Genomic DNA, 20,363 nt, shown 5'->3' with positions numbered 1-20,363 from the left:
TTCTAATACCTTTACTTATTTTCTTAGCAATGATTATTGCAAAAAATCAAAAAGGGGTATATGCTTCTTTTTTGGTTGTAGTCGCTACAAAATCTATTGTAGATGCCTTTTGGGGGTACAAGATCGGACCATTATCTATGATGGCAATTCAAGGAGTTTTAATCCCAATTCTCTATTATAAAATAATTTCAGAAAGAAAAAAAATTCCTAAAGATTGGTTGAGAACAGCAAATATTTATTTTGTAGCATTATCCTTTGGCATTGTTTGGGCGGTTTTAACAAAACCAATGAACTTTGTAGATTATTTAATATCCAATTTAAATATCTACATTGGTTTTATTTTAATACCATTACTTGTTTATGACAAAAAGCGATTAAAACAATTATTATTGGCAATAATGATTTGTGGTATATTTCCCATACTAGTTAGTATTTTTCAGTTGCAAACAGGGATTATTTTTGGAGAGGAACGAGATACCGTAGGGTTAACAAGATATGTTGGATTTTATCATGATGCTTTTCCTGTACGCTTTTATGGACTATTAACTATATTTTCCATTATACTATATCAAAGTGTGTTTATAAAAACAAACCTTTTTCTCAATATATTTATGTTGTTTTTAGGTATTGGAGCTGTAGTTTCAATTTATGCAGTTTATAGTAAGGCTGCGGTTGGTATAATAGTATTGTGGGTGTTGTTTGTGTTAATATATTCAAAATCTAAAATGAAACAGTCATTTTCAATTCTTATAGGTTTAATCGGTATATTAATTGTATTTGGAGATGCAGTTTCCGATAATATTGAACAATTATTTAGTAAAGAAGTAGGTTACAAAACAGGAGAAGTTAAAGATGCTAAATACACATTAGCAGGAAGAGGATACATTTGGCAGGAACATTGGGATTTTTGGACAAACAAGCAATCCTTCTTTTTTCAATGGTTTGGGGATGGCGTAAATAGACCTACTCATAATGAGTTTTTAAGAGTCTTAATGCTAAATGGTATTATAGGATTTCTGGTTTTTATAGTCTTTATTTTTAAAACAATAACTAATATTTTTAAGGTATATAAAAATATACGACTTTTTGCTTTCATGCTTGTAGGTATGTATTTTGTTGACTGTCTTGGCTTAGTTCCAGGAGCGTATTACTATTATAATATCTTAGTTTGGGGTATATTTGGTACCTTATTATTAAGACCTCATATATTTATTAAACAATACAATTAAATGCAACAATTGACACAAAAACTTGGTTCTGGAGATATGATTATTCAAGATGTGCCTTATCCGCAATTAGGTAAAGGGATGGTGATCGTTAAAAATCACTATTCAATAATAAGTGCTGGTACTGAAGGCTCAACAGTCGTCGCTGCACGTAAGAGTTTACTTGGTAAAGCTAAAGAACGTCCGCAACAAGTGAAACAAGTTATAGATACCTTAAAAAAACAAGGCCCAATTCAAACCTACAGAGCTGTAATGAAAAAACTGGATGCCTATTCGCCTTTAGGATATAGTTCTGCTGGTGAAGTTATTGAAGTAGGTGAAGGGGTAACAGAGTTCGAAGTTGGAGACAAAGTCGCATGTGCAGGAGCAGGTTATGCTAATCATGCCGAAATTGTATCAGTTCCTGTTAACCTTTGCGTTAAACTTGATACAAACACGAATCTTAAAGATGCAGCTTACAACACCTTAGGCGCAATCTCTATGCAAGGGGTTCGTCAAGCCGATTTAAGACTAGGTGAGTCTTGCGTCATTATTGGTCTTGGTCTTCTTGGGCAATTAGCAGCGCTTATCTTAAAAGCTTCTGGAGTAACTGTTATTGGTATTGATGTGTCTGAAGCTGCTGTTAAACAAGCTGTAGATAATAATGTAGTAGATTTAGGACTTACCAGAAACGCAGCTGGTGTTGAAGAACAAATACAAAATGCAACCAATGGTTATGGAGCAGATGCTGTTATTATTGCAGCAGCTACCTCTAGCTTAGACCCAATAAATTTTGCAGGAGCTATTGCTCGTAAAAAAGGAAAAATAGTGGTGTTAGGTGCTGTGCCTACTGGCTTTGATCGTGATCCGTTTTGGTATCGTAAAGAGTTAGAACTAAAAATGGCATGTTCGTATGGTCCTGGTCGTTACGATTTAAATTACGAAGAAAAGGGAATCGATTACCCATTGCCATATGTACGATGGACAGAAAAACGTAACATGGAGGCCTTTCAAAATCTAATCGCCACCAAACGCATAAATATCGATTACCTTACAACACATGAGTTTGAATTTGAAAAAGCAAAAGATGCTTTCGATTTAGTGGTATCGAAAACTGAACCTTTTACTGGAATTGCTCTAAAATATAACCTAGATAAAACAGTTTCTAAATCTAAAATTTCGACTTCTGAAACCGAGCAATTAGGTAAAATAAATATTTCATTTATTGGAGCTGGAAGTTATGCCCAAGGAAATCTCCTGCCTAATATTCCTGAAACTAACGATGTTGGTCGTGTTGGAGTTTTAACCAACACAGGTACAACGTCTAAGCGTGTGGCTGAAAAGTTTAAGTTCCAGTTTTGTGCCACAAATGAAGAAGATGTTTTAGATGATAAGACAAATACAGTTTTTGTGGCAACACGTCATGATTCACACGGACCTTATGTGTTGAAAAGTCTGAAGGCGAATAAACATGTTTTTGTCGAAAAACCTTTGTGTCTTTTAGAATCTGAATTAGAGTCTATTATCGACTTACAGTCAAAAGCCAATAAGGCGGTTATGGTTGGGTTTAATAGAAGATTTTCACCATTAACAGCTAAACTTAAAAAGGCTGTTGGAAACAATCCAATGACGATGATTTACAGAATTAATGCTGGATCTATTCCTGGTGATAACTGGATTCAGGATTTAGAAATTGGTGGAGGACGTGTTTTAGGTGAAGTATGCCATTTTATTGATTATTTGACCTATTTAAACGGAAGTCTTCCAACTAAAATATCAGCATCTGCACTTCCAGATGCGAATCAATTAAACGACACGTTGAATATTTTGGTTCAATTTGAAAATGGATCATCAGGTGTTATTGGCTACTATGCTAATGGATCTAAATCCTTGACCAAAGAATACGTTGAGGTCTTTTCAGCAGGAATGTCAGCCACACTTAATGATTTTAAAGAATTAAAAATATACGGAAAAGGAAAGCCTAAAAAAGACAAACTCCTTAACCAAAATAAAGGACAAAAAGAAATGGTAAACGCATTTGTTAATGGTTTACTAACTAACGGTAAAGCGCCAATTCCTTTTGAAGATATCGTTGCGGTCACTAGAGCATCGTTTGGAGTATTAGAATCTGTAAAGTGTGGAGGACAGCAAGTTGAAATATAAGGTAGACTCAAGTTTTTTAAAACTGAAAACTTATTGTGAGACCGAAAACTTCAAAGGTTGGGATCCTTATGATGGTTTGAATTCAAAAATTTTTCAGGCATTGCCTTTAAAACATTGGGATTTAGCACGACTAGCCTGGATTCAAGGGTTTAAAAGAAGTCCGATTAACTTCAGAAAATTATTATTAGTTCCTAAAGAACACAATGCTAAAGGTGTTGCACTCTTTCTTTTGGGCTATTGTCGTTTATACCGATTAGCAGAAAAAGGTTGTGAAGATTTTGGAACTAAAGAAGAGATTCTTAAGCAAATTAATGATATAACCGGCTTGCTATTAAGCTTAAAAAGTCAAGGTTATTCCGGTTCAGCTTGGGGTTATAATTTTGACTGGCAAGCAAGACGTTTGTTTTTGTTTCAAAAACACACACCAACTGTTGTGGCAACTTGCTTTTGTGTCGAGGCCTTATTAGAAAGCTATGAAATCACAAAAAACGAAGCAGTTTTAAAAGACACATTATCTGCTGCAGATTTTGTACTTAAGGACTTGTCAAGAACACCTCATGGTAACGGAATCATATTTTCATACAGTATCAAAGATGGGAATAATACAGTTATTAATGCCTCGCTTTTAGGTGCTAAAATTTTAAGTTATTCGTACAAATACACTAAAAATAAAGAGCACGCTAATATGGCAAAACAAGCCATTACTGCTGCTTGTGAATTACAGGAAGAAGATGGGTCTTGGATTTATGGATTGCTTCCAGTACAATCGTGGAAAGATAGTTTTCATACAGGATTCAATTTAGATGCGATTGAAACCTATCAGCAAAACACTCAGGATTATAGTTTTCAAAAACACATCAAAAAAGGCACAGAGTACTATCTTGAACACTTTTTTGAAGACAATGGAATGCCTAAGTATTACCACAATAAAACATATCCAATTGATATTCATTGTCCGGCTCAAGTAATAGTTACACTTTCTAAGTTGGGTATTTTCAAAAAACATGAAACGCTTTTATCAAAAGTTTTAGATTGGACGATTGAGAATATGCAACATAAAAAAGGCTATTTTTATTACCAATTAAAAAGAGGAATGAGTTCTAAAATACCATATATGAGATGGAGCAATGCGTTTATGTTTAATGCTATGGCACATTATGTATTAGAAACCAAATCTGTTGAGCATGGAAGCTAAATCATTAAATGGAGTAAAGACCTTCGCTCCAAAATCTAGAGAAGAACTCATGCAATATGCATTCGATAATCATAAAATTATGGTGGCCGTAAATGCTGAAAAAATTCTTCATGCTACAGATGATAGTCGAGCACTTATTAATAGAAACTTAGGTTATCCTGATGGCATTGGAGCCGTTTGGGCGCTTCAAAAAAAAGGTGCTAAAAATGTGGTTAAAATTCCTGGATGTGAACTTTGGCTAGATGTGGTTAAAAATTACTACAAAACAAAATCTTTTTATTTAGTAGGAGGAAAGCAAGACATAATTGAACAAACAGTTCGTAAATTAAAATCTGAATTTAAAGGGATTACCATCTGCAATTTTAGAAATGGTTACCTTAAAACCCAAGAGGAAGAACAAGCCTTAATTGTAGATATTAAAAAACATCAGCCAGATGTTGTGTTTGTAGCGATGGGTTCGCCTAAACAAGAGAATTTGATGGAGAAAATACAGCAGTCACATCAGGCTGTTTATCAGGGTTTAGGAGGAAGTTTTGATGTGTTTACGGGAAATGTAAAAAGAGCACCTCAATGGTGGGTGAAAAATAATATGGAATGGACTTACCGTTTATTGAGTCAGCCTTCTAGAATCAAGCGTCAAATTCATTTAGTAAGATTTTTTGTAAACTTGCACTTAGGGAAATATTAAAATAATCCAACACTAAAATAAGATAGTTGTAAGGCTCAAAAACATGTAAATGGTGTAAAAGAGTACACTCAAGTTTACTTTTAGTCATATTCGGGTTATCCTCGGGTCATAAGCGGGTTATAAGCGGGTCATCTTCGGGTGAGCCTAATATTAAAAATAAACTAATAACAGATCAGTTCAAAAACAGAAAACAGGAACCAATGTATAAAATCACGATAATTGCTGGTGCTAGACCAAACTTTATGAAGATAGCTCCAATCATTCATGCCATTCAAAAGGCAAAACAAGAAGAAATTGATATAGAGTACAGGCTGGTTCATACAGGTCAGCACTATGATAAAAATATGTCTGGTAGCTTCTTTGAGCAATTGGAAATACCAGAACCTCATGTGAATTTGGAATGTAGTGGTGGTTCGCAAGCAGAGCAAACAGCTAATATTATGATTAGTTTTGAAAAAGAATTAATGGCTAATCCAGCAGACTTAGTGCTTGTCGTTGGTGATGTAACGTCAACAATGGCTTGTGCTGTAGTGGCTCAGAAACTACATACCAAAGTAGCGCATGTTGAAGGTGGAATACGTTCTGATGATTGGACAATGCCTGAAGAAATAAACAGATTAGTAACCGATAGTATTACCAATTACTTCTTTACAACTTCGGAAACAGCAAATGAAAACTTGAAAAAGAGTGGTGTTAGTGAAAATCAAATATTCTTCGTTGGAAACACAATGATTGATACGCTTTTAAAGCAACAACCTAACTTCATTCAGCCAAAAGTGTGGAATGATTTAAACCTAGCTAAAGGCAACTATATAGTAATGACACTTCACAGACCAGCAAATGTAGATGAAGAGTCACAATTAAAGGATATGATCGATGAAATTACTGAACATACACAAGACTTACCTTTAGTATTTCCTGTACATCCTAGAACAGCTAAAATATTAGAAAGACTAAACATTAGCCACCCAAGACTTCATATGGTTGCGCCATTAAGCTATTTAGAATTTAATTATTTAGTAGAGCGTGCAAAAGCTGTTATTACAGATTCTGGAGGAATCACTGAGGAAGCTTCTGTAATGCGCGTGCCATGTCTTACGCTTAGAGATAATACCGAAAGACCAGAAACCATTACGTTAGGAACAAATGAATTGGTTGGCACAAATCCAGATCACCTAAAGCCTTATTTAGATAAATTATTTTCAGGAAATTGGAAAAAAGGAAATGATATTCCATTATGGGATGGGCAAACAGCGACAAGAATCGTTAGTGTTTTAAAAGAATTTTTGTCAAATGCTTAAGTTATAACCAGTCTTCGTAATAAAATTGTATTATAACGATGAAAATATAAGTTACTTTTTAAATTTGTATCTTGCAATTGCTATTAATTAAAAATATGATATCGTTTCATGTCGTATTCTACTTATGATTAAAACATTACTTGAAAATTTTAATCCCGAAAACAGTCCATTAATATGGCTAGGTTGTGCGTTTGTTTTAGCATTTGTTATTGCATACCAAACGTTTCCTACTATTCTATATGTTGCTAAAGAAAAGCACCTTATGGATGAGCCAGACAGTAGAAGTATGCATTCTAGCAAAACACCTACATTAGGAGGTATTGGGATATTCTTTAGTTTGGTTGTAGTAATGACTATTGTTGGCGCTATGCTCAATACTAAAGTGTTGTTACTTGTTATGGGAGGATTAACTATTTTATTCTTTCTCGGTTTAAAAGATGACTTAACAGTGCTTTCAGCTCGAAAGAAGTTCATTGGACAACTGTTTGCAGCGCTCTTATTAATAGTGTTTACAGATACGCGAATTATAGGGTTTTCAAAAATTTTTGACATAGACATACTGCCATATTGGGTCTCTATTGGTTTTACCTTATTTGTATATATATTAATAATTAATGCTTACAATCTTATTGATGGCGTAGATGGTTTGGCAGGTTGTATTGCTTTATTGATATGTATTTTTTTTAGCATCCTTTTTTATAATTCAGGAGCTTTAAGTTTAGCGACAATTTCAGTAGCGCTTATAGGTGCTTTATTAGCCTTTTTACGGTCGAATTTTTCCTCAAAAAAGAAAATATTTATGGGAGATACTGGGTCTATGATTGTCGGATTCTTACTTGCTTTTTTTACAATTAGTTTCATATCGCAATCACAAACAAATATAAGTTCCGAATACTACAGAGCCTCACCAGCTTTAGCATTTGCTATGTTATTTTTTCCACTTATTGACACTTTGAGAATCTTTTTTATAAGAATCTTTATTTTGAAAAAAAGCCCTTTTGAAGCTGATAAAAACCATATACACCATAGGTTTATACAGGTAGGCTTTTCTCACATACAAACCACCTTTACCATAGTGTTTATTAATTTACTAATTGTTATTATTGCGTTCAATATGCTGCATTTAAACTTAAACACGCAAATAGGACTACTACTATTGTATGGATCAATGTTGTATTGTATGCCATTTATTATTATCAAAGTAATGAATAAAAATAAAAAACGTGTTAAGGCCTAATTGCTATTTATCTTAAATCAATATTTGTCACTGCTTTGTGATTCCTTTAAATAGATTATATTTGCTTCCTCAATAATAGAACTATGAAGTTAAAGTGTTTAGCATTATTGCTTATTTTAATAGCTACGTCTTGTGCGACTAAAAAAGAAATTCTGTATTTACAAGATGCAAACGAAAATAATCAAAGAGAAATTAATTTTCAATATACTACCATACAGCCAAACGATATTTTAAAAATAGATGTTGAAACTTTGGTGCCAGAGGCAGCTAAACCCTATAACAAAAGTGGTGCAGGAAAAATACAGCAATCTAGTTTGGAACTTATTCAATTAGAAGGATATTTGGTGTCTAATGAAGGAGTAATTAATTTTCCTATTTTAGGAAATATAAATGTGGCTGGTCTTACTGTAAATCAAGCAGAAGAAGCGCTTAAAAATCAATTAATATCTGGAGGTCATTTAGTTGATCCTAGTGTTAATATTCGTATTGTAAACGCTAAAGTAACTATTCTAGGTGAAGTTAATGCTCCAGGAACTTATAATTTTACTGAACAAAACATAACACTCTTACAAGCGTTAGGCTATGCAGGAGATTTGACTATTAATGGTAAAAGAGAAGACATTATCATGACTAGAGACATAGGTGGTGTAAAAGTAATTACACACATTGATTTGACGAATACAGAATTTATGAATTCTGAGTTTTTCTATATCAAACCTAATGATACAATCATTGTGAATCCAAATAATCCAAGGGTTAAAAGCGCTGGGTATATAGGCAATATAGGAACGCTTCTTGGAGTTACATCAATATTGTTAAGTTCAATTATTTTAATTACACGTTAATTTCTATGAACACACCTCAAAACAACAATACGTTTGCAATTCTAGAAGACGATAAAGGTGATTTAAAACAAGAGTTTAGGAAATATCTAAGGCAATGGCCTTGGTTTGTTTTGGCTTTAATCATAACCTTATTAAGTGCCTATATCTACATCAGGTATGCACCTAGAGTATATGAGACTGTAGCTAAAATAAAAGTGTTAGATGAGTCTGACGGATTGGAGTTACCTACATCAGCATTTATTTTCAAAAGGTCGAATATCAACTTAGAAAATGAAATTGAAATTCTAAATTCCTACATAATATTAGAAGAGGTTGTAAAAAGTTTAAATCTTAATACTCAATTTTATGAAGAGGGTACTATTCAAACAACTCAAATTGCTGAATTGCCATTCTATTTTGAACAAAACATTGAATCAGATAGCATTTCAAAATCATCATCTTATGCCATTGATGTTAAAGAAAAAAGCTTTGAGATTACACTTTTAAATACTGATAAAACTGTAGTAATCCCTAATCATAATAGTTTTGAAATAGATCATGAGTTTCCATTTCAGTTAAAAATTGATAATACGGCTTCTTTTAATGAAGCTAATGGCAAACGTTATATTGTAGTATTTCAGTCTCTTCAACAAGCAACGTTAGGTTTAAAATCAAGTATTTTGACGCAACCTATAGGAGATCAAAGTCATTTATTGAGTCTTACAATTAAAGGTGAAAGTAAATTACGTTCAGAACGCATATTAAATACGCTTATTGAGGTTTTTAATAGAGATGGTATAAAAGACAGACAATTAGTGTCTCAAAGAACGATAGACTTTATTGATGATCGGTTTATTTTTCTGGCTAGTGAATTAGATTCCATAGAAGTTGATAGAAAAGTATTTAAAGAAGATAATAATTTGGTAGACCTTAATTCTGATGCTGCATTAGGTTTACAAGAGCGATCCCAATCAGACAAAGCTGTATTTGAGATTGAAAGTCAAATAGTAGTAGTTGATATGCTTCAAGACGCCATTAAATCTAATTTAGATGGTGGATTATTACCAGCTAACATTGGACTTGAAAACGGAAACACGAATTCATTAATAGAGGAATACAATCAAGCTGTTCTTGAGAGAGATAAATTGATTAGAAGTGGTGGAGAGAATAATCCAACAGTTAAATTTACAGAATCTCATATAGACGATTTGAGATCTAATATTACAAAATCTCTTAATTCATATCAGCAACAACTTCAAGTCTCTCAAAGCCAGCTGAGTAATCGAAATCGAAAATTTGTTGGCAGAGTATCTCAAATTCCAGAAAAAGAGAAACTTTTAAGAGCTATTGAGCGCCAGCAAATGATTAAAGAAAGTTTATACCTTTTATTATTACAAAAAAGGGAGGAAGCTGCCATAAACCTTGCTATTACAGAACCTTCTATTAAGGTTGTTGATTATGCTTTATCATCTTCCGGACCAATATCTCCCAAACCAAATGTGGCTTATGCTGCTGCAATTCTGGCTGGTTTGTTAATTCCATTTGCGATTTTGTATTTAATTTTTATGTTAGATACTAAAATTCATGGTAAAGAAGATATCCTAAAACTTAATAATAAAATTCCAATAATTGCTGAGATTCCAGATATCAATAAAAAAGAAAAAGCTGTTTTTGCAGATCCAAATGATAGAACAGTATTAGCTGAATCTTTTAGGATATTAAGTTCAAATGTTAATTATCTACTTCCTGTAAGAGATGATGAAAAAGGTAAGGTGATTTATTGTACATCAACAATAAAAGGTGAAGGAAAAACATTTATCAGTATTAATTTATCTTTAGCATTGTCTAGTATGAATAAAAAAGTACTGCTAATAGGTGCTGATTTACGTAATCCTCAAATTCATACACATACAAAATTTGACAAAAATACTGCAGGTCTATCTGATTATTTACATGATGCCTCAGTAGATTGGAAGTCTACTTTAATAAGAGGGTTTCAAAAACATCAGAGCCATCATATTCTTCTCTCTGGTAATATTCCTCCAAATCCAACAAGTTTGTTGACTAACGGAAGATTTAAATCGCTTATTGAAGAAGCGAAAGATCTTTATGACTATATTATTGTAGATACAGCTCCTACGGTTCTAGTGACAGATACGATGCTTATTTCACAGCTTGCAGATGTAACAGTGTACATATCAAGAGCAAATTTCACAGAGAAAAAGATTCTTAATTTTTCAGAAGATTTATTTCAATCTGGAAAAATTAAAAATATGGCTTATGTTATTAACGGTGTTGGAGCAAGTAGGTCTTATGGTTATGGCTATAATTATGGATATGGATATGGATATGGCAGCAAAGAGTTAGCTTAACCTAACTGTTGGCTATGGCTTTCAGGTTTTTAATGGTTTCTTTTTGATTTCCACTTTTAAAAACATAACTGCCAGCTACCAGTACATCTGCACCAGCATCAATAAGTAGCTTAGCATTTTTGTCTGTAACACCTCCATCAATCTCAATTTTTGTAGTAGCACCATTTTTGGTTATCAATGCTTTTAGTTGTCTAATTTTTGAATAGGTGTTTTCAATAAAACTCTGTCCACCAAACCCAGGATTTACACTCATTAAGCACACCAAATCAATGTCATTGATAGTGTTTTCTAAAAGTGATACGGATGTATGAGGATTTAAAGCCACTCCAGTTTGCATTCCTTCGGCTTTGATAGCCTGTAAAGTTCTATGCAGATGTGTACATGCTTCATAATGAACTGTAAGGTTATGTGTTCCAAGTTTAGCGAATGTTGTAATATATCGGTCTGGATCAACAATCATTAAATGTACATCAATGTTTTTTTTAGCATGAGCTGTAATCGCTTTTAGAACTGGCATTCCAAATGAAATATTTGGCACAAATACTCCATCCATAATATCAATATGAAACCAATCTGCATCACTGTCGTTTACCATTTCAATATCGCGTTGAAGATTGGCAAAATCGGCTGCTAAAATTGAAGGAGCTATTAGTTTTGAAGTCATAAGTTGTTTTTTGCAAAAATAGAATAAAAAAACAAACCCACGGTAATCAGCCGTGGGTTCTTTCATCAATCAAAAAACGAACAGTTATGTTGTAACTGTTTGTTACTGTAAATTAGTCGTAATTATTTACAAATAATTACTATCCTAAATAGGTTTTTAATATTTTGCTTCTAGACGTATGTTTCAATCGTCTGATTGCTTTTTCTTTAATTTGACGAACACGTTCTCGTGTTAAATCAAATGTTTCTCCAATTTCTTCCAAAGTCATTGGATGCTGATTTCCTAAGCCAAAATACAAGCGAATGACATCTGCCTCACGAGGTGTTAAGGTTTCTAACGCACGTTCAATCTCTGTGCGTAAAGATTCATGTAATAAATCTTTGTCAGGATTAGGAGACTCACCACTTCGTAATACATCATAAAGGTTAGAGTCTTCACCTTCAACTAAAGGAGCATCCATTGAGACATGACGGCCAGAATTTTTCATGGACTCTTTAACATCGTTAATGGTCATGTCTAACTCTTTTGCAATTTCTTCAGCACTTGGCGGACGTTCATGACTTTGTTCTAAAAATGCAAATGTTTTATTTATTTTATTAATAGAACCAATTTTATTTAATGGTAAACGTACAATACGAGATTGTTCTGCTAAAGCCTGTAAAATTGATTGACGAATCCACCAAACAGCATAAGAAATAAATTTAAACCCACGAGTTTCATCAAATCGTTGAGCGGCTTTAATTAAGCCTAAGTTACCTTCGTTAATTAAATCTGGTAGTGTTAATCCTTGGTTTTGGTACTGTTTGGCAACTGAAACGACGAAACGAAGATTAGCTTTAGTTAATTTCTCTAGAGCTATTTGATCACCTGCCTTAATTCGTTGTGCTAATTCAACTTCCTCATCAGCTGTAATTAAATCAACTTTTCCAATTTCTTGTAAATACTTGTCTAATGACGCGGTTTCTCTATTAGTAACCTGCTTGGTAATTTTTAATTGTCTCATTTATGTATCTCCTTTAATTTGGGTAAATGTATTGTACTATATAGTTATACGTAACAAGCACAAAAAATGTTACAAGAAAATTGAAATAATTTAAATTTTGATTAAATTCTTGTTGTTCATATTAATATCATCTAACATTTCATTGGTAAACTTGTAATGACCTTTTGTAGTAATCAATTTGAAATGATGTGATTTTAATGCAGTAAGAGTGTTTAAAAACAGCCATTTAGACTTTAATAATTTTGGCTTTTCACTTTTAAGACTTATATCAAAGTAGTGTTTTCTTCCGTTTTTCTCGGCTACAATATCAGGAGTAATAATAATATCACTTCCTTTTTTTGCAAAAGATTTTGGAGTTTCATAACCTTCTGTGTCAGCTTTTATATTTTCAAAACCATGCTGCTCAAGATAATCTACCGAGTTATCTAAAATGTCTTTATATTTTTCTTTGTCTGCGTGTATCATAGCTAGTAATATAACAAAATATTTGTAAAAAGCAAATTTTTCTTCTAAAACTAGTGTCTAAAAAAAAGATTTGGAAGTCGGTTTGGTCTTACCATGTTAAAAATTCAATTTAAAAATAATGATTTCAATGCTTTATACCCTTACGTGACCATCACCAAAAACGTAATATTTGTTGGTAACAAGCTGTTTTAATCCTAAAGGACCTCTATGGTGAAGTTTATCTGTGCTAATTGCTAATTCTGCTCCAACTCCCATTTGTCCTCCATCAGTAAATCGTGTTGAGGCATTATGATAAACAGCTGCACTATCAACATGCTCCATGAAGGTTTTGGCTGTAGCACCATTTTCAGTAATAATAGCTGCTGAATGTCCTCCAGAGTAGGTGTTAATTATTGAAATAGCTTCATCAACACTTTCCACTTGAGCGATTAAAATCTTCATGGCTAAGAACTCTTCATACCATATTTGTTCATTGTCAATTCTGTTCAGTTTTGGAAAGGTTTCTGCAATTTTTTCATCAACTAAGATGTCAACTTTTAGCTTTGTTAATATTGTTTGTAATTCGTTTACTTTAAAATCAAAGTTAGGCAGATTTTTGTCTATTAAGACTTTATCTAAAGCATTGCAACCAGATATTTTATCAGTTTTAGCATTCACTATAACTTTGACTGCTTTTAGCCAATCTGCATCTTTAGCAACATATAGAAAGTTATTTCCTCTACCGCTTATCAATACTGCGCAACTTGCATGTGTTTTTACAAATTTAATAAGACGTTCTCCACCACGTGGTACAATTAAATCTAATTTTTCAGATGGATTTTTTAAGAATTCCTGAGTTTCGTCACGATTTAAATGTAAGAGTTTAATCCAGTCTTTAGATAACCCATTTTCCGTTAAGGCTTTATGCCAGCATTTTTCGAGAATTATATTACTATGTTTTGCTTCTTTTCCCCCTTTTAAAAAGATTTTATTATTAGCTTTAAAAGCCAAAACAGCAGCTTCTATAGTTACATCTGGTCTTGACTCATAAATAATTAAAATCGTTCCAAATGGAGCTGTTTTATTTGTGATTTGTAATCCGCTATCAAGTGTTGTATTTGATAAATTTTGTCCTACAGGATCTGTTTGAGCTTCAACATCTTTAATCGCTCTAATCATGTCGTCAACTTTAGCGTCATCTACTATAAGTCTGTCGTAAAGGGCTCTGTCTTCTTTATCAAATGCAGATAAATCTTTTTGATTTTCGAAAATAATTTGTTTTCGTTCCTCATCAATTATTCTAATCATTGATTGGAGTACTTTATTTTTAGTTATTGAACTTAAGAGTTTCATATGTGTTTTTATTTTAATGTATAAATTTTGTTCCTACTTGTTTGTTATCAATGATATCAATAACAACATTTTCTCGTTTTCCGTTAGCAATGTAGGTTGGGATGTCTTTTTTAGCTGTGCCTTTAGCAATTCTTAATTTGGACGCCATTCCACCTCTTCCTTCACCTTCTTTTTTGTTAGATGCCTGGACATATTTTTCTACATTTTGATTCACTTTTACTTCATTTAATTTTTTAGAATTTTCATCATCAGGATGCCCAGTGTACAAACCGTCAGTATCAGATAAAATAATTAATCTATCTGCATCTAATAATTCTGCAACTAAACTCGCTAACTCATCATTATCTGAAAACATAGACATCGTTAAAGAGACTGCGTCATCTTCATTTGCAATAGGAATAACGCCTTCAGAAAGTAAGCCTTCATAGCAATTAATCATATTTTCACGATGTTTACCTGCATCAAAATCTCGTTTGGTGGCTAAAACTTGTGCACATCGCATGCCATAGTCATGAAATATACTGTAGTAATGACGCATCATTCTGGGTTGTCCTACTGAAGAATACACCTGACGTCTTATAGATGGATTTTTAATATCGGTATCTCCAAGAACTTCTTTACCTGCAATTGCAGATCCTGAAGACACTAAAACAACCATGACATCACGTTCATAAAGTACAGCTATCTGTCTTACTAGTTCTCTTAATACAGGTCCTAGTATTCGATTATCTTTATTGGTTAGTACGTTAGTACCAACTTTTACGACTATTCGTTTGGGTTTTTGATCGTCCATAATTATTTTTTTCCTAATTCTACTGCTCTATCAAAAGCTGCATATGCTGCATCTTGAATAAGTTCTTTAACATTGTTGTCTTCCATAGAATCTATAGCAGCTTGTGTAGTACCTCCTTTTGAAGCGACCTTATCAATCCATGATTTTGGTGATATGTTATTCTCATTAAAGAGAGCAATTGCGCCTTCAAAAGTACTGCTCACTAATACTTTAGAATCGTATTCTGAAAATCCCATTTTCAATGCTGCTTCCAACATAGATTGCATAAAGTAAAAGACATAAGCTGGTCCGCTTCCAGAGATTCCAGTTGAAGCATCAATAAATGTCTCGGAATCTACATGAATTGAAGTTCCTGTGGTGTCTAATAGATTTCGAATTAAAATGAGTTCAACTTTAGAGACCTCTTTTGATTCTGTGTATGAAGTTACGCCTTTGCCAACTTGTGCTGGAAGATTTGGCATAGTTCGAATCACTTTTTTTGCATTTAATTGTTGCTGAATAAATTCTATAGTTACTCCAGCCATTAGTGATACAAATATCTGCTCATTATTGAGCATGGATTGCATTTGTTTAAATAAGTCATCACTATGGTAGGGTTTTACCGCTATAAAAACTATATCAGATTTCGGTAAGCAATCTTCAAGGTTGTTAAATACATTAAACCGATTGTCTTGGCGTAAAGTTTCTATTTTCTTGGGATCAGTATCATAAATTCTGAGTTTGTGTTTTTTTAACAATGGTGAATTTGCCATTCCTTCAGAATAGGTTAAACCCATATTACCTGCACCAATTACTAGTATTTTCATTGTGTTTTTTTTTAATATATAATTGTTATTCAACTATATCTGCTTAAATACATCAAGGACCATACGATAGTGTCAAAAAATAAATCTTATTTAAAGAATTTTGATATTGTAATAATTACCTGCTTATAATTGCGATATTGAAAGTATATCTGAGAAATTATTACAGATATGAAAATTGATAAAAATTTAAATCATTGATATGGTGACAGTTTGTCGGTGACAAATTGGAATAATAGGCATTATATGGGACTACACTAAAATTAAAGAGACTTCAGTTAAATAGTTAAAAACGTCTTAGTTCTTTTCCACAAGTCCACGCGTGAGCCATCCTCTTTTGCTAGCCGTAGCAATAGCATAAGGCATGATCCAGAATAAACCAAAGGTGTATAATATACTGTAAGTATAAGCCCAAATAGATTCGGAAATCTTATAACGATTAGCATAGAAAATTACTGAGAACGTAGATAATATCAGAATGCTTAAAAATGTTGAACCTACAAACAACAATGGATGAGTTAAAATAAAAAACACCATAATGAGTAAAAACGGATAGCTTAGAATTATTTCTAAAAACTGACTTACAAATAGGAGTCTAGCTCCAGATTTTTTTCCATGTCTAAAATTAGTGAACACATACTTTGCCATTTCTAGATTTTCTCTCACGTTACTTCGTCCCCATCTAATAAACATTTTATATAAACCTGTATATTCCTCAGGAACGTTAGTGTAAGCTACGGCATTTCTTTGAAAAAGAACATGTTGCCCTTGCTTTAAAATCATGTTGGTCATGGCTCGGTCTTCACCAATATCGGAAGGTTTACCTCTAAAAGTCTGGTTAATCCATTCTGGTAAGCAGTTAAATACAGCAGAACTGCGGTAGGCAGCTAATGCTCCAGGAGTACATAAGACTGAATTTAGAGTGCTTTCAGCAGAACGTATGAATTCAAAACTCAATACAAAACTAACATCTAACATTTTTGGTAACATTGCTTTTTTATTATTCAGTACTCGAATATTACCAGCGACTGCGCCACAATCTTTATTATTGACAAACGGACTTACCAAATGCCTTAATGTGTCTTTGTTAACAATAGAATCACTATCAACTGTAACAAAAACTTCACCTCTTCCTAAGTTGAAACCACGATATAAAGCATGGCGTTTTCCTTGGTTTTCAGGTTGTTGAAGTATGGTTAAACGATCTCCTAACTGTTTTTTTGCATCTAACATCCATTCCCAAGTATCATCTGTACTGCCATCGTCAATTGATAAAAGTTCTAATTTGTGTTCTGGAAAATCACTTTCTGCCAAACTCATTAGAGTATCCCAAACCTGTTTTCCTTCATTATAAGCAGGAACAATTACAGTCACTGTTGGTAACTCTTTATCAGAAACAGATGCTACAGGTTTGTAATGTAAATATTTATAGAGCATAAATAGAAATAAGCATGCTTTAAACACGACTATAGTAGTAGTCAGAATAACAAATGTTGTTCCCCAAAATGAGGTTAGACGTTCGGTATTTATGAGATTAAAGTCGTTGTGAAATACACTGAAAAAGTAAACGCCAATGCAAATCAATACGAAAGAACTAAAAATTACAGATAAATTACGACGTGTTTCACTATCGTTAAAGTCGAAGTCGAAGTCGAATTGTTTAAAGAAAGCATATGATTTATGTGATAGACGATCCGTTATATTATTGAAAAGGGTTTGTAATATCTTATGTTTGTTTTTATTAGATTTCATTTAATAATCTAGCTGTTTTAATTAATTGTTATGTTTGCTAGATGTACGTTTATGATCTTAGTTTAGATTTTTTTTAATATTTTTTTATGATTTATACATTTCTAATCAAGACGTTTACTATCGTTTTTGATTTAAAGATGTAATCTAAAAACAGAGCATAAAAAAACCTCACTTTTTAGTGAGGTTTTGTTTATTGAGTAAAGAAATTAATCTTTTTTGTCTTCTCTTGGTTTACGATCATCACGTCTGTTATCACGTCCACGATTATCTCGACCTCTGTTATCTCGTCCACCAGAACGTTTATCATCTCTAGGTGGTCTTTCTTTAAAACCTTCAGGTTTTGGTAAAATTGCTTTTCGAGATACTTTCTCTTTACGAGTTCTGGAATCGATTCCAAAGTATTTCACATCAAAAACGTCTCCCATGTTAACAACATCGCTAACATTTTCGGTACGTTCCCAAGCTAATTCACTTACGTGTAACAGTACTTCGTTTCCAGGTGCTTCAGTATATTCAACTACAGCTCCAAAATCAAGCATTTTAATAACTTTCACTTCATATATGCTACCAACTTGAGGCTTAAATAATAACGAATCAATTTTAGCTTGAACAGCATCTATTCCTTCATTACCTACTCCTAAAATTTCTACGATACCCTCTTCGGTAACAGGATCTTCATTGATTACAATAGTGGTATTGGTTTCTTTCTGTAATTCTTGAATTACTTTTCCACCAGGACCAATTAAAGCTCCGATAAATTCATTAGGAATTCGTCGAGTAACCATTTTAGGAGCATGACCTTTAACGTCTGCATTTGGAGCAGCAATCGTATCTGTAAGTTTTTCTAAAATGTGTAAACGACCTTCGCGAGCTTGCTTTAAGGCATTCACTAAAATCTCGTAGCTTAATCCTTTTACTTTGATATCCATTTGGCAGGCAGTAATACCATCTGCAGTTCCCGTAACTTTAAAATCCATATCTCCTAAATGGTCTTCATCACCTAAGATATCAGATAAAACAGCATATTTTCCAGAATCAGCATCAGAAATCAATCCCATTGCAATACCAGAAACAGGTTTCTTTAATTGTACACCAGCATCCATAAGTGCCATTGTCCCAGAACAAACCGTTGCCATAGAAGACGAACCATTAGATTCTAAAACTTCTGAAACAACACGAACTGTATATGGACAATCTTCAGGAACCATTCCTTTTAAAGCGCGCTGCGCTAAGTTTCCGTGACCAACTTCTCTACGAGATGTTCCACGAATAGGTCTAGCTTCTCCTGTTGAAAAAGGAGGAAAGTTGTAATGTAAGTAAAAACGCTCTTCACCTTCAAAAGATGGCATATCAATTTGATTAGCTTCTCTACTGGTACCTAAAGTGACGGTTGCTAATGCCTGAGTTTCTCCACGTGTAAAAATTGCCGAACCATGCGTTGATGGGAGGTAATCTACCTCACACCAAATTGGTCTGATGTCATTTGTTTTACGTCCATCTAAACGTAAACCTTCATTTAGTGTTAAATCTCTGACAGCATTTTTCTCAGCTTTGTAGTAATATTTAGAGATTAATTCACCAAGATCTTCTTGTTCTTCTTCAGAAAAAGAAGCCATAATTTCGTCTTTAATTTCTGAAAACGCAGCACTTCTTTCATGTTTAGATGATCCCGCTTTAGCAACAGCATACACTTTATCATAAGCCATGTCATGAATTTTTTTAGCTAAATCGTCATCAGTTCTTTCTGGTTCGTATTCACGGACTTCTTTTTTTCCGAACGCTTCTGCTAATTTAACTTGAGCAGCACATTGTTCTTTAATGGCTTCATGAGCAAATTTAATCGCTTCAGTCATTTCTTCTTCAGAAATTTCATCCATTTCACCTTCAACCATCATTACTGAATCAGCTGAAGCACCAATCATCATATCAATATCAGATTCTAATAATTGAGAACGTGTTGGATTGATGATAAATTCACCATTTACACGACCAACTCTAGCTTCAGAAATTGGACATTCAAATGGGAAATCAGATAATTGAATAGCTGCAGAAGCTGCTAATCCTGCCATAGCATCTGGCATGACATCATCATCATGAGACATTAACTGAATCATGACCTGAGTTTCTGAATGATAATCTTTTGGGAATAATGGACGTAACACACGATCCACTAAGCGCATCGTTAATACTTCGCCATCACTTGGTCTTGCTTCTCTTTTGAAGAAGCCTCCTGGATAACGACCAGCAGCAGCAAATTTTTCTCTATAATCTACCGTTAATGGTAAAAAATCAACTGGACTTTGTTTGTAATTGGAAACAACAGTACATAACAACATACATTTTCCTGATTGCACAACAACGCTACCATGAGCCTGTTTTGCTAATTTTCCGGTTTCGATAGAAATTTCTCTACCATCACCTAGGTCAATGACCTCTCTAAAAACTTTTGGAATCATAAATTTTTTAATTCTAATTCTAACGCATTATTGCTCGTTAGAATGATGTTAAACAATGGTCGTTGTGTTGTTGTGTAGTTGTTGTTTGACCAATGAAAAACTGTATTTAG

Annotated in this window: 16 protein-coding genes; 8 read left to right on the top strand and 8 right to left on the bottom strand. The window is 33.3% G+C overall.

The features are described 5' to 3' along the window. The first annotated feature begins 29 nt into the window (after positions 1-29). The 8 genes from ACRHNM_RS13985 to ACRHNM_RS13950 all read left to right on the top strand — a co-directional run bounded on the left by ACRHNM_RS13985 (position 30) and on the right by ACRHNM_RS13950 (position 10,985). Entirely contained in the window at positions 30-1,229 is a 1,200-nt protein-coding gene (locus ACRHNM_RS13985) for an O-antigen ligase family protein (protein ID WP_431137268.1), read from the top strand. Continuing rightward, the gene (locus ACRHNM_RS13980; protein ID WP_431137267.1) at positions 1,230-3,368 is read left to right on the top strand and encodes a bi-domain-containing oxidoreductase; all 2,139 of its coding nucleotides are present in this window, start codon (positions 1,230-1,232) and stop codon (positions 3,366-3,368) included. Beyond that, complete coding sequence (locus ACRHNM_RS13975) at positions 3,343-4,563, top strand: delta-aminolevulinic acid dehydratase (RefSeq protein WP_431137266.1); 1,221 nt, start codon at positions 3,343-3,345, stop codon at positions 4,561-4,563. Before ACRHNM_RS13980 ends, ACRHNM_RS13975 begins: the two co-directional genes overlap by 26 nt. Continuing rightward, entirely contained in the window at positions 4,553-5,251 is a 699-nt protein-coding gene (locus ACRHNM_RS13970) for a WecB/TagA/CpsF family glycosyltransferase (RefSeq protein ID WP_431137265.1), read from the top strand. The genes ACRHNM_RS13975 and ACRHNM_RS13970 overlap by 11 nt, the downstream gene beginning before the upstream one ends. Before the next feature lie 200 nt (positions 5,252-5,451). Then, positions 5,452-6,552 (top strand): non-hydrolyzing UDP-N-acetylglucosamine 2-epimerase, encoded by a 1,101-nt coding sequence (wecB, locus tag ACRHNM_RS13965; RefSeq protein ID WP_431137264.1) that lies wholly within the window; start codon positions 5,452-5,454, stop codon positions 6,550-6,552. Positions 6,553-6,676: 124 nt separating this feature from the next. Continuing rightward, a complete protein-coding gene (locus tag ACRHNM_RS13960; protein WP_431137263.1) occupies positions 6,677-7,789 on the top strand; it encodes an MraY family glycosyltransferase in 1,113 nt (370 codons plus the stop codon). An 83-nt stretch (positions 7,790-7,872) separates the two neighbouring features. Continuing rightward, positions 7,873-8,634 (top strand): polysaccharide biosynthesis/export family protein, encoded by a 762-nt coding sequence (locus ACRHNM_RS13955; RefSeq protein WP_431137262.1) that lies wholly within the window; start codon positions 7,873-7,875, stop codon positions 8,632-8,634. Positions 8,635-8,639: 5 nt separating this feature from the next. Next, on the top strand, positions 8,640-10,985 hold the full coding sequence (locus ACRHNM_RS13950) for a GumC family protein (RefSeq protein ID WP_431137261.1): 2,346 nt from the start codon (positions 8,640-8,642) through the stop codon (positions 10,983-10,985). 1 nt (position 10,986) lies between these two features. Here the strand turns inward: ACRHNM_RS13950 and rpe are convergent, their stop codons facing one another. The 8 genes from rpe to ACRHNM_RS13910 form a co-directional block, all read right to left on the bottom strand. Beyond that, positions 10,987-11,649: a ribulose-phosphate 3-epimerase gene (gene rpe, locus ACRHNM_RS13945; RefSeq protein WP_431137260.1), complete on the bottom strand. Its 663-nt coding sequence runs from the start codon at positions 11,647-11,649 to the stop codon at positions 10,987-10,989. 139 nt (positions 11,650-11,788) lie between these two features. Further along, positions 11,789-12,652 (bottom strand): sigma-70 family RNA polymerase sigma factor, encoded by an 864-nt coding sequence (locus tag ACRHNM_RS13940; protein ID WP_094967995.1) that lies wholly within the window; start codon positions 12,650-12,652, stop codon positions 11,789-11,791. Between the two features lie 90 nt (positions 12,653-12,742). Then, positions 12,743-13,117, bottom strand: coding sequence for a hypothetical protein (locus ACRHNM_RS13935; RefSeq protein ID WP_431137259.1), 375 nt, complete (start codon positions 13,115-13,117; stop codon positions 12,743-12,745). 132 nt (positions 13,118-13,249) lie between these two features. Beyond that, on the bottom strand, positions 13,250-14,449 hold the full coding sequence (locus ACRHNM_RS13930; protein WP_431137258.1) for a glutamate-5-semialdehyde dehydrogenase: 1,200 nt from the start codon (positions 14,447-14,449) through the stop codon (positions 13,250-13,252). 13 nt (positions 14,450-14,462) lie between these two features. Continuing rightward, positions 14,463-15,242: a glutamate 5-kinase gene (proB, locus tag ACRHNM_RS13925; RefSeq protein ID WP_431137257.1), complete on the bottom strand. Its 780-nt coding sequence runs from the start codon at positions 15,240-15,242 to the stop codon at positions 14,463-14,465. A gap of 2 nt (positions 15,243-15,244) precedes the next feature. Then, positions 15,245-16,048 carry a pyrroline-5-carboxylate reductase gene (proC, locus tag ACRHNM_RS13920; RefSeq protein ID WP_431137256.1) on the bottom strand — a complete coding sequence of 268 codons (804 nt, stop codon included), beginning with the start codon at positions 16,046-16,048 and terminating at the stop codon, positions 15,245-15,247. A gap of 294 nt (positions 16,049-16,342) precedes the next feature. Then, entirely contained in the window at positions 16,343-17,797 is a 1,455-nt protein-coding gene (locus ACRHNM_RS13915; protein ID WP_431137255.1) for a glycosyltransferase, read from the bottom strand. A gap of 206 nt (positions 17,798-18,003) precedes the next feature. Then, positions 18,004-20,253, bottom strand: a complete 2,250-nt coding sequence (locus ACRHNM_RS13910) for a polyribonucleotide nucleotidyltransferase (protein ID WP_431137254.1) — start codon at positions 20,251-20,253, stop codon at positions 18,004-18,006. Positions 20,254-20,363 lie beyond the last annotated feature (110 nt).

The organism is Psychroserpens mesophilus, assembly GCF_050617655.1.
In the GTDB taxonomy this organism is placed as follows: domain Bacteria; phylum Bacteroidota; class Bacteroidia; order Flavobacteriales; family Flavobacteriaceae; genus Psychroserpens; species Psychroserpens mesophilus_A.
Note: the sequence above shows the minus strand (reverse complement) of the source record. Positions and strands in the feature narration are given on the sequence as shown.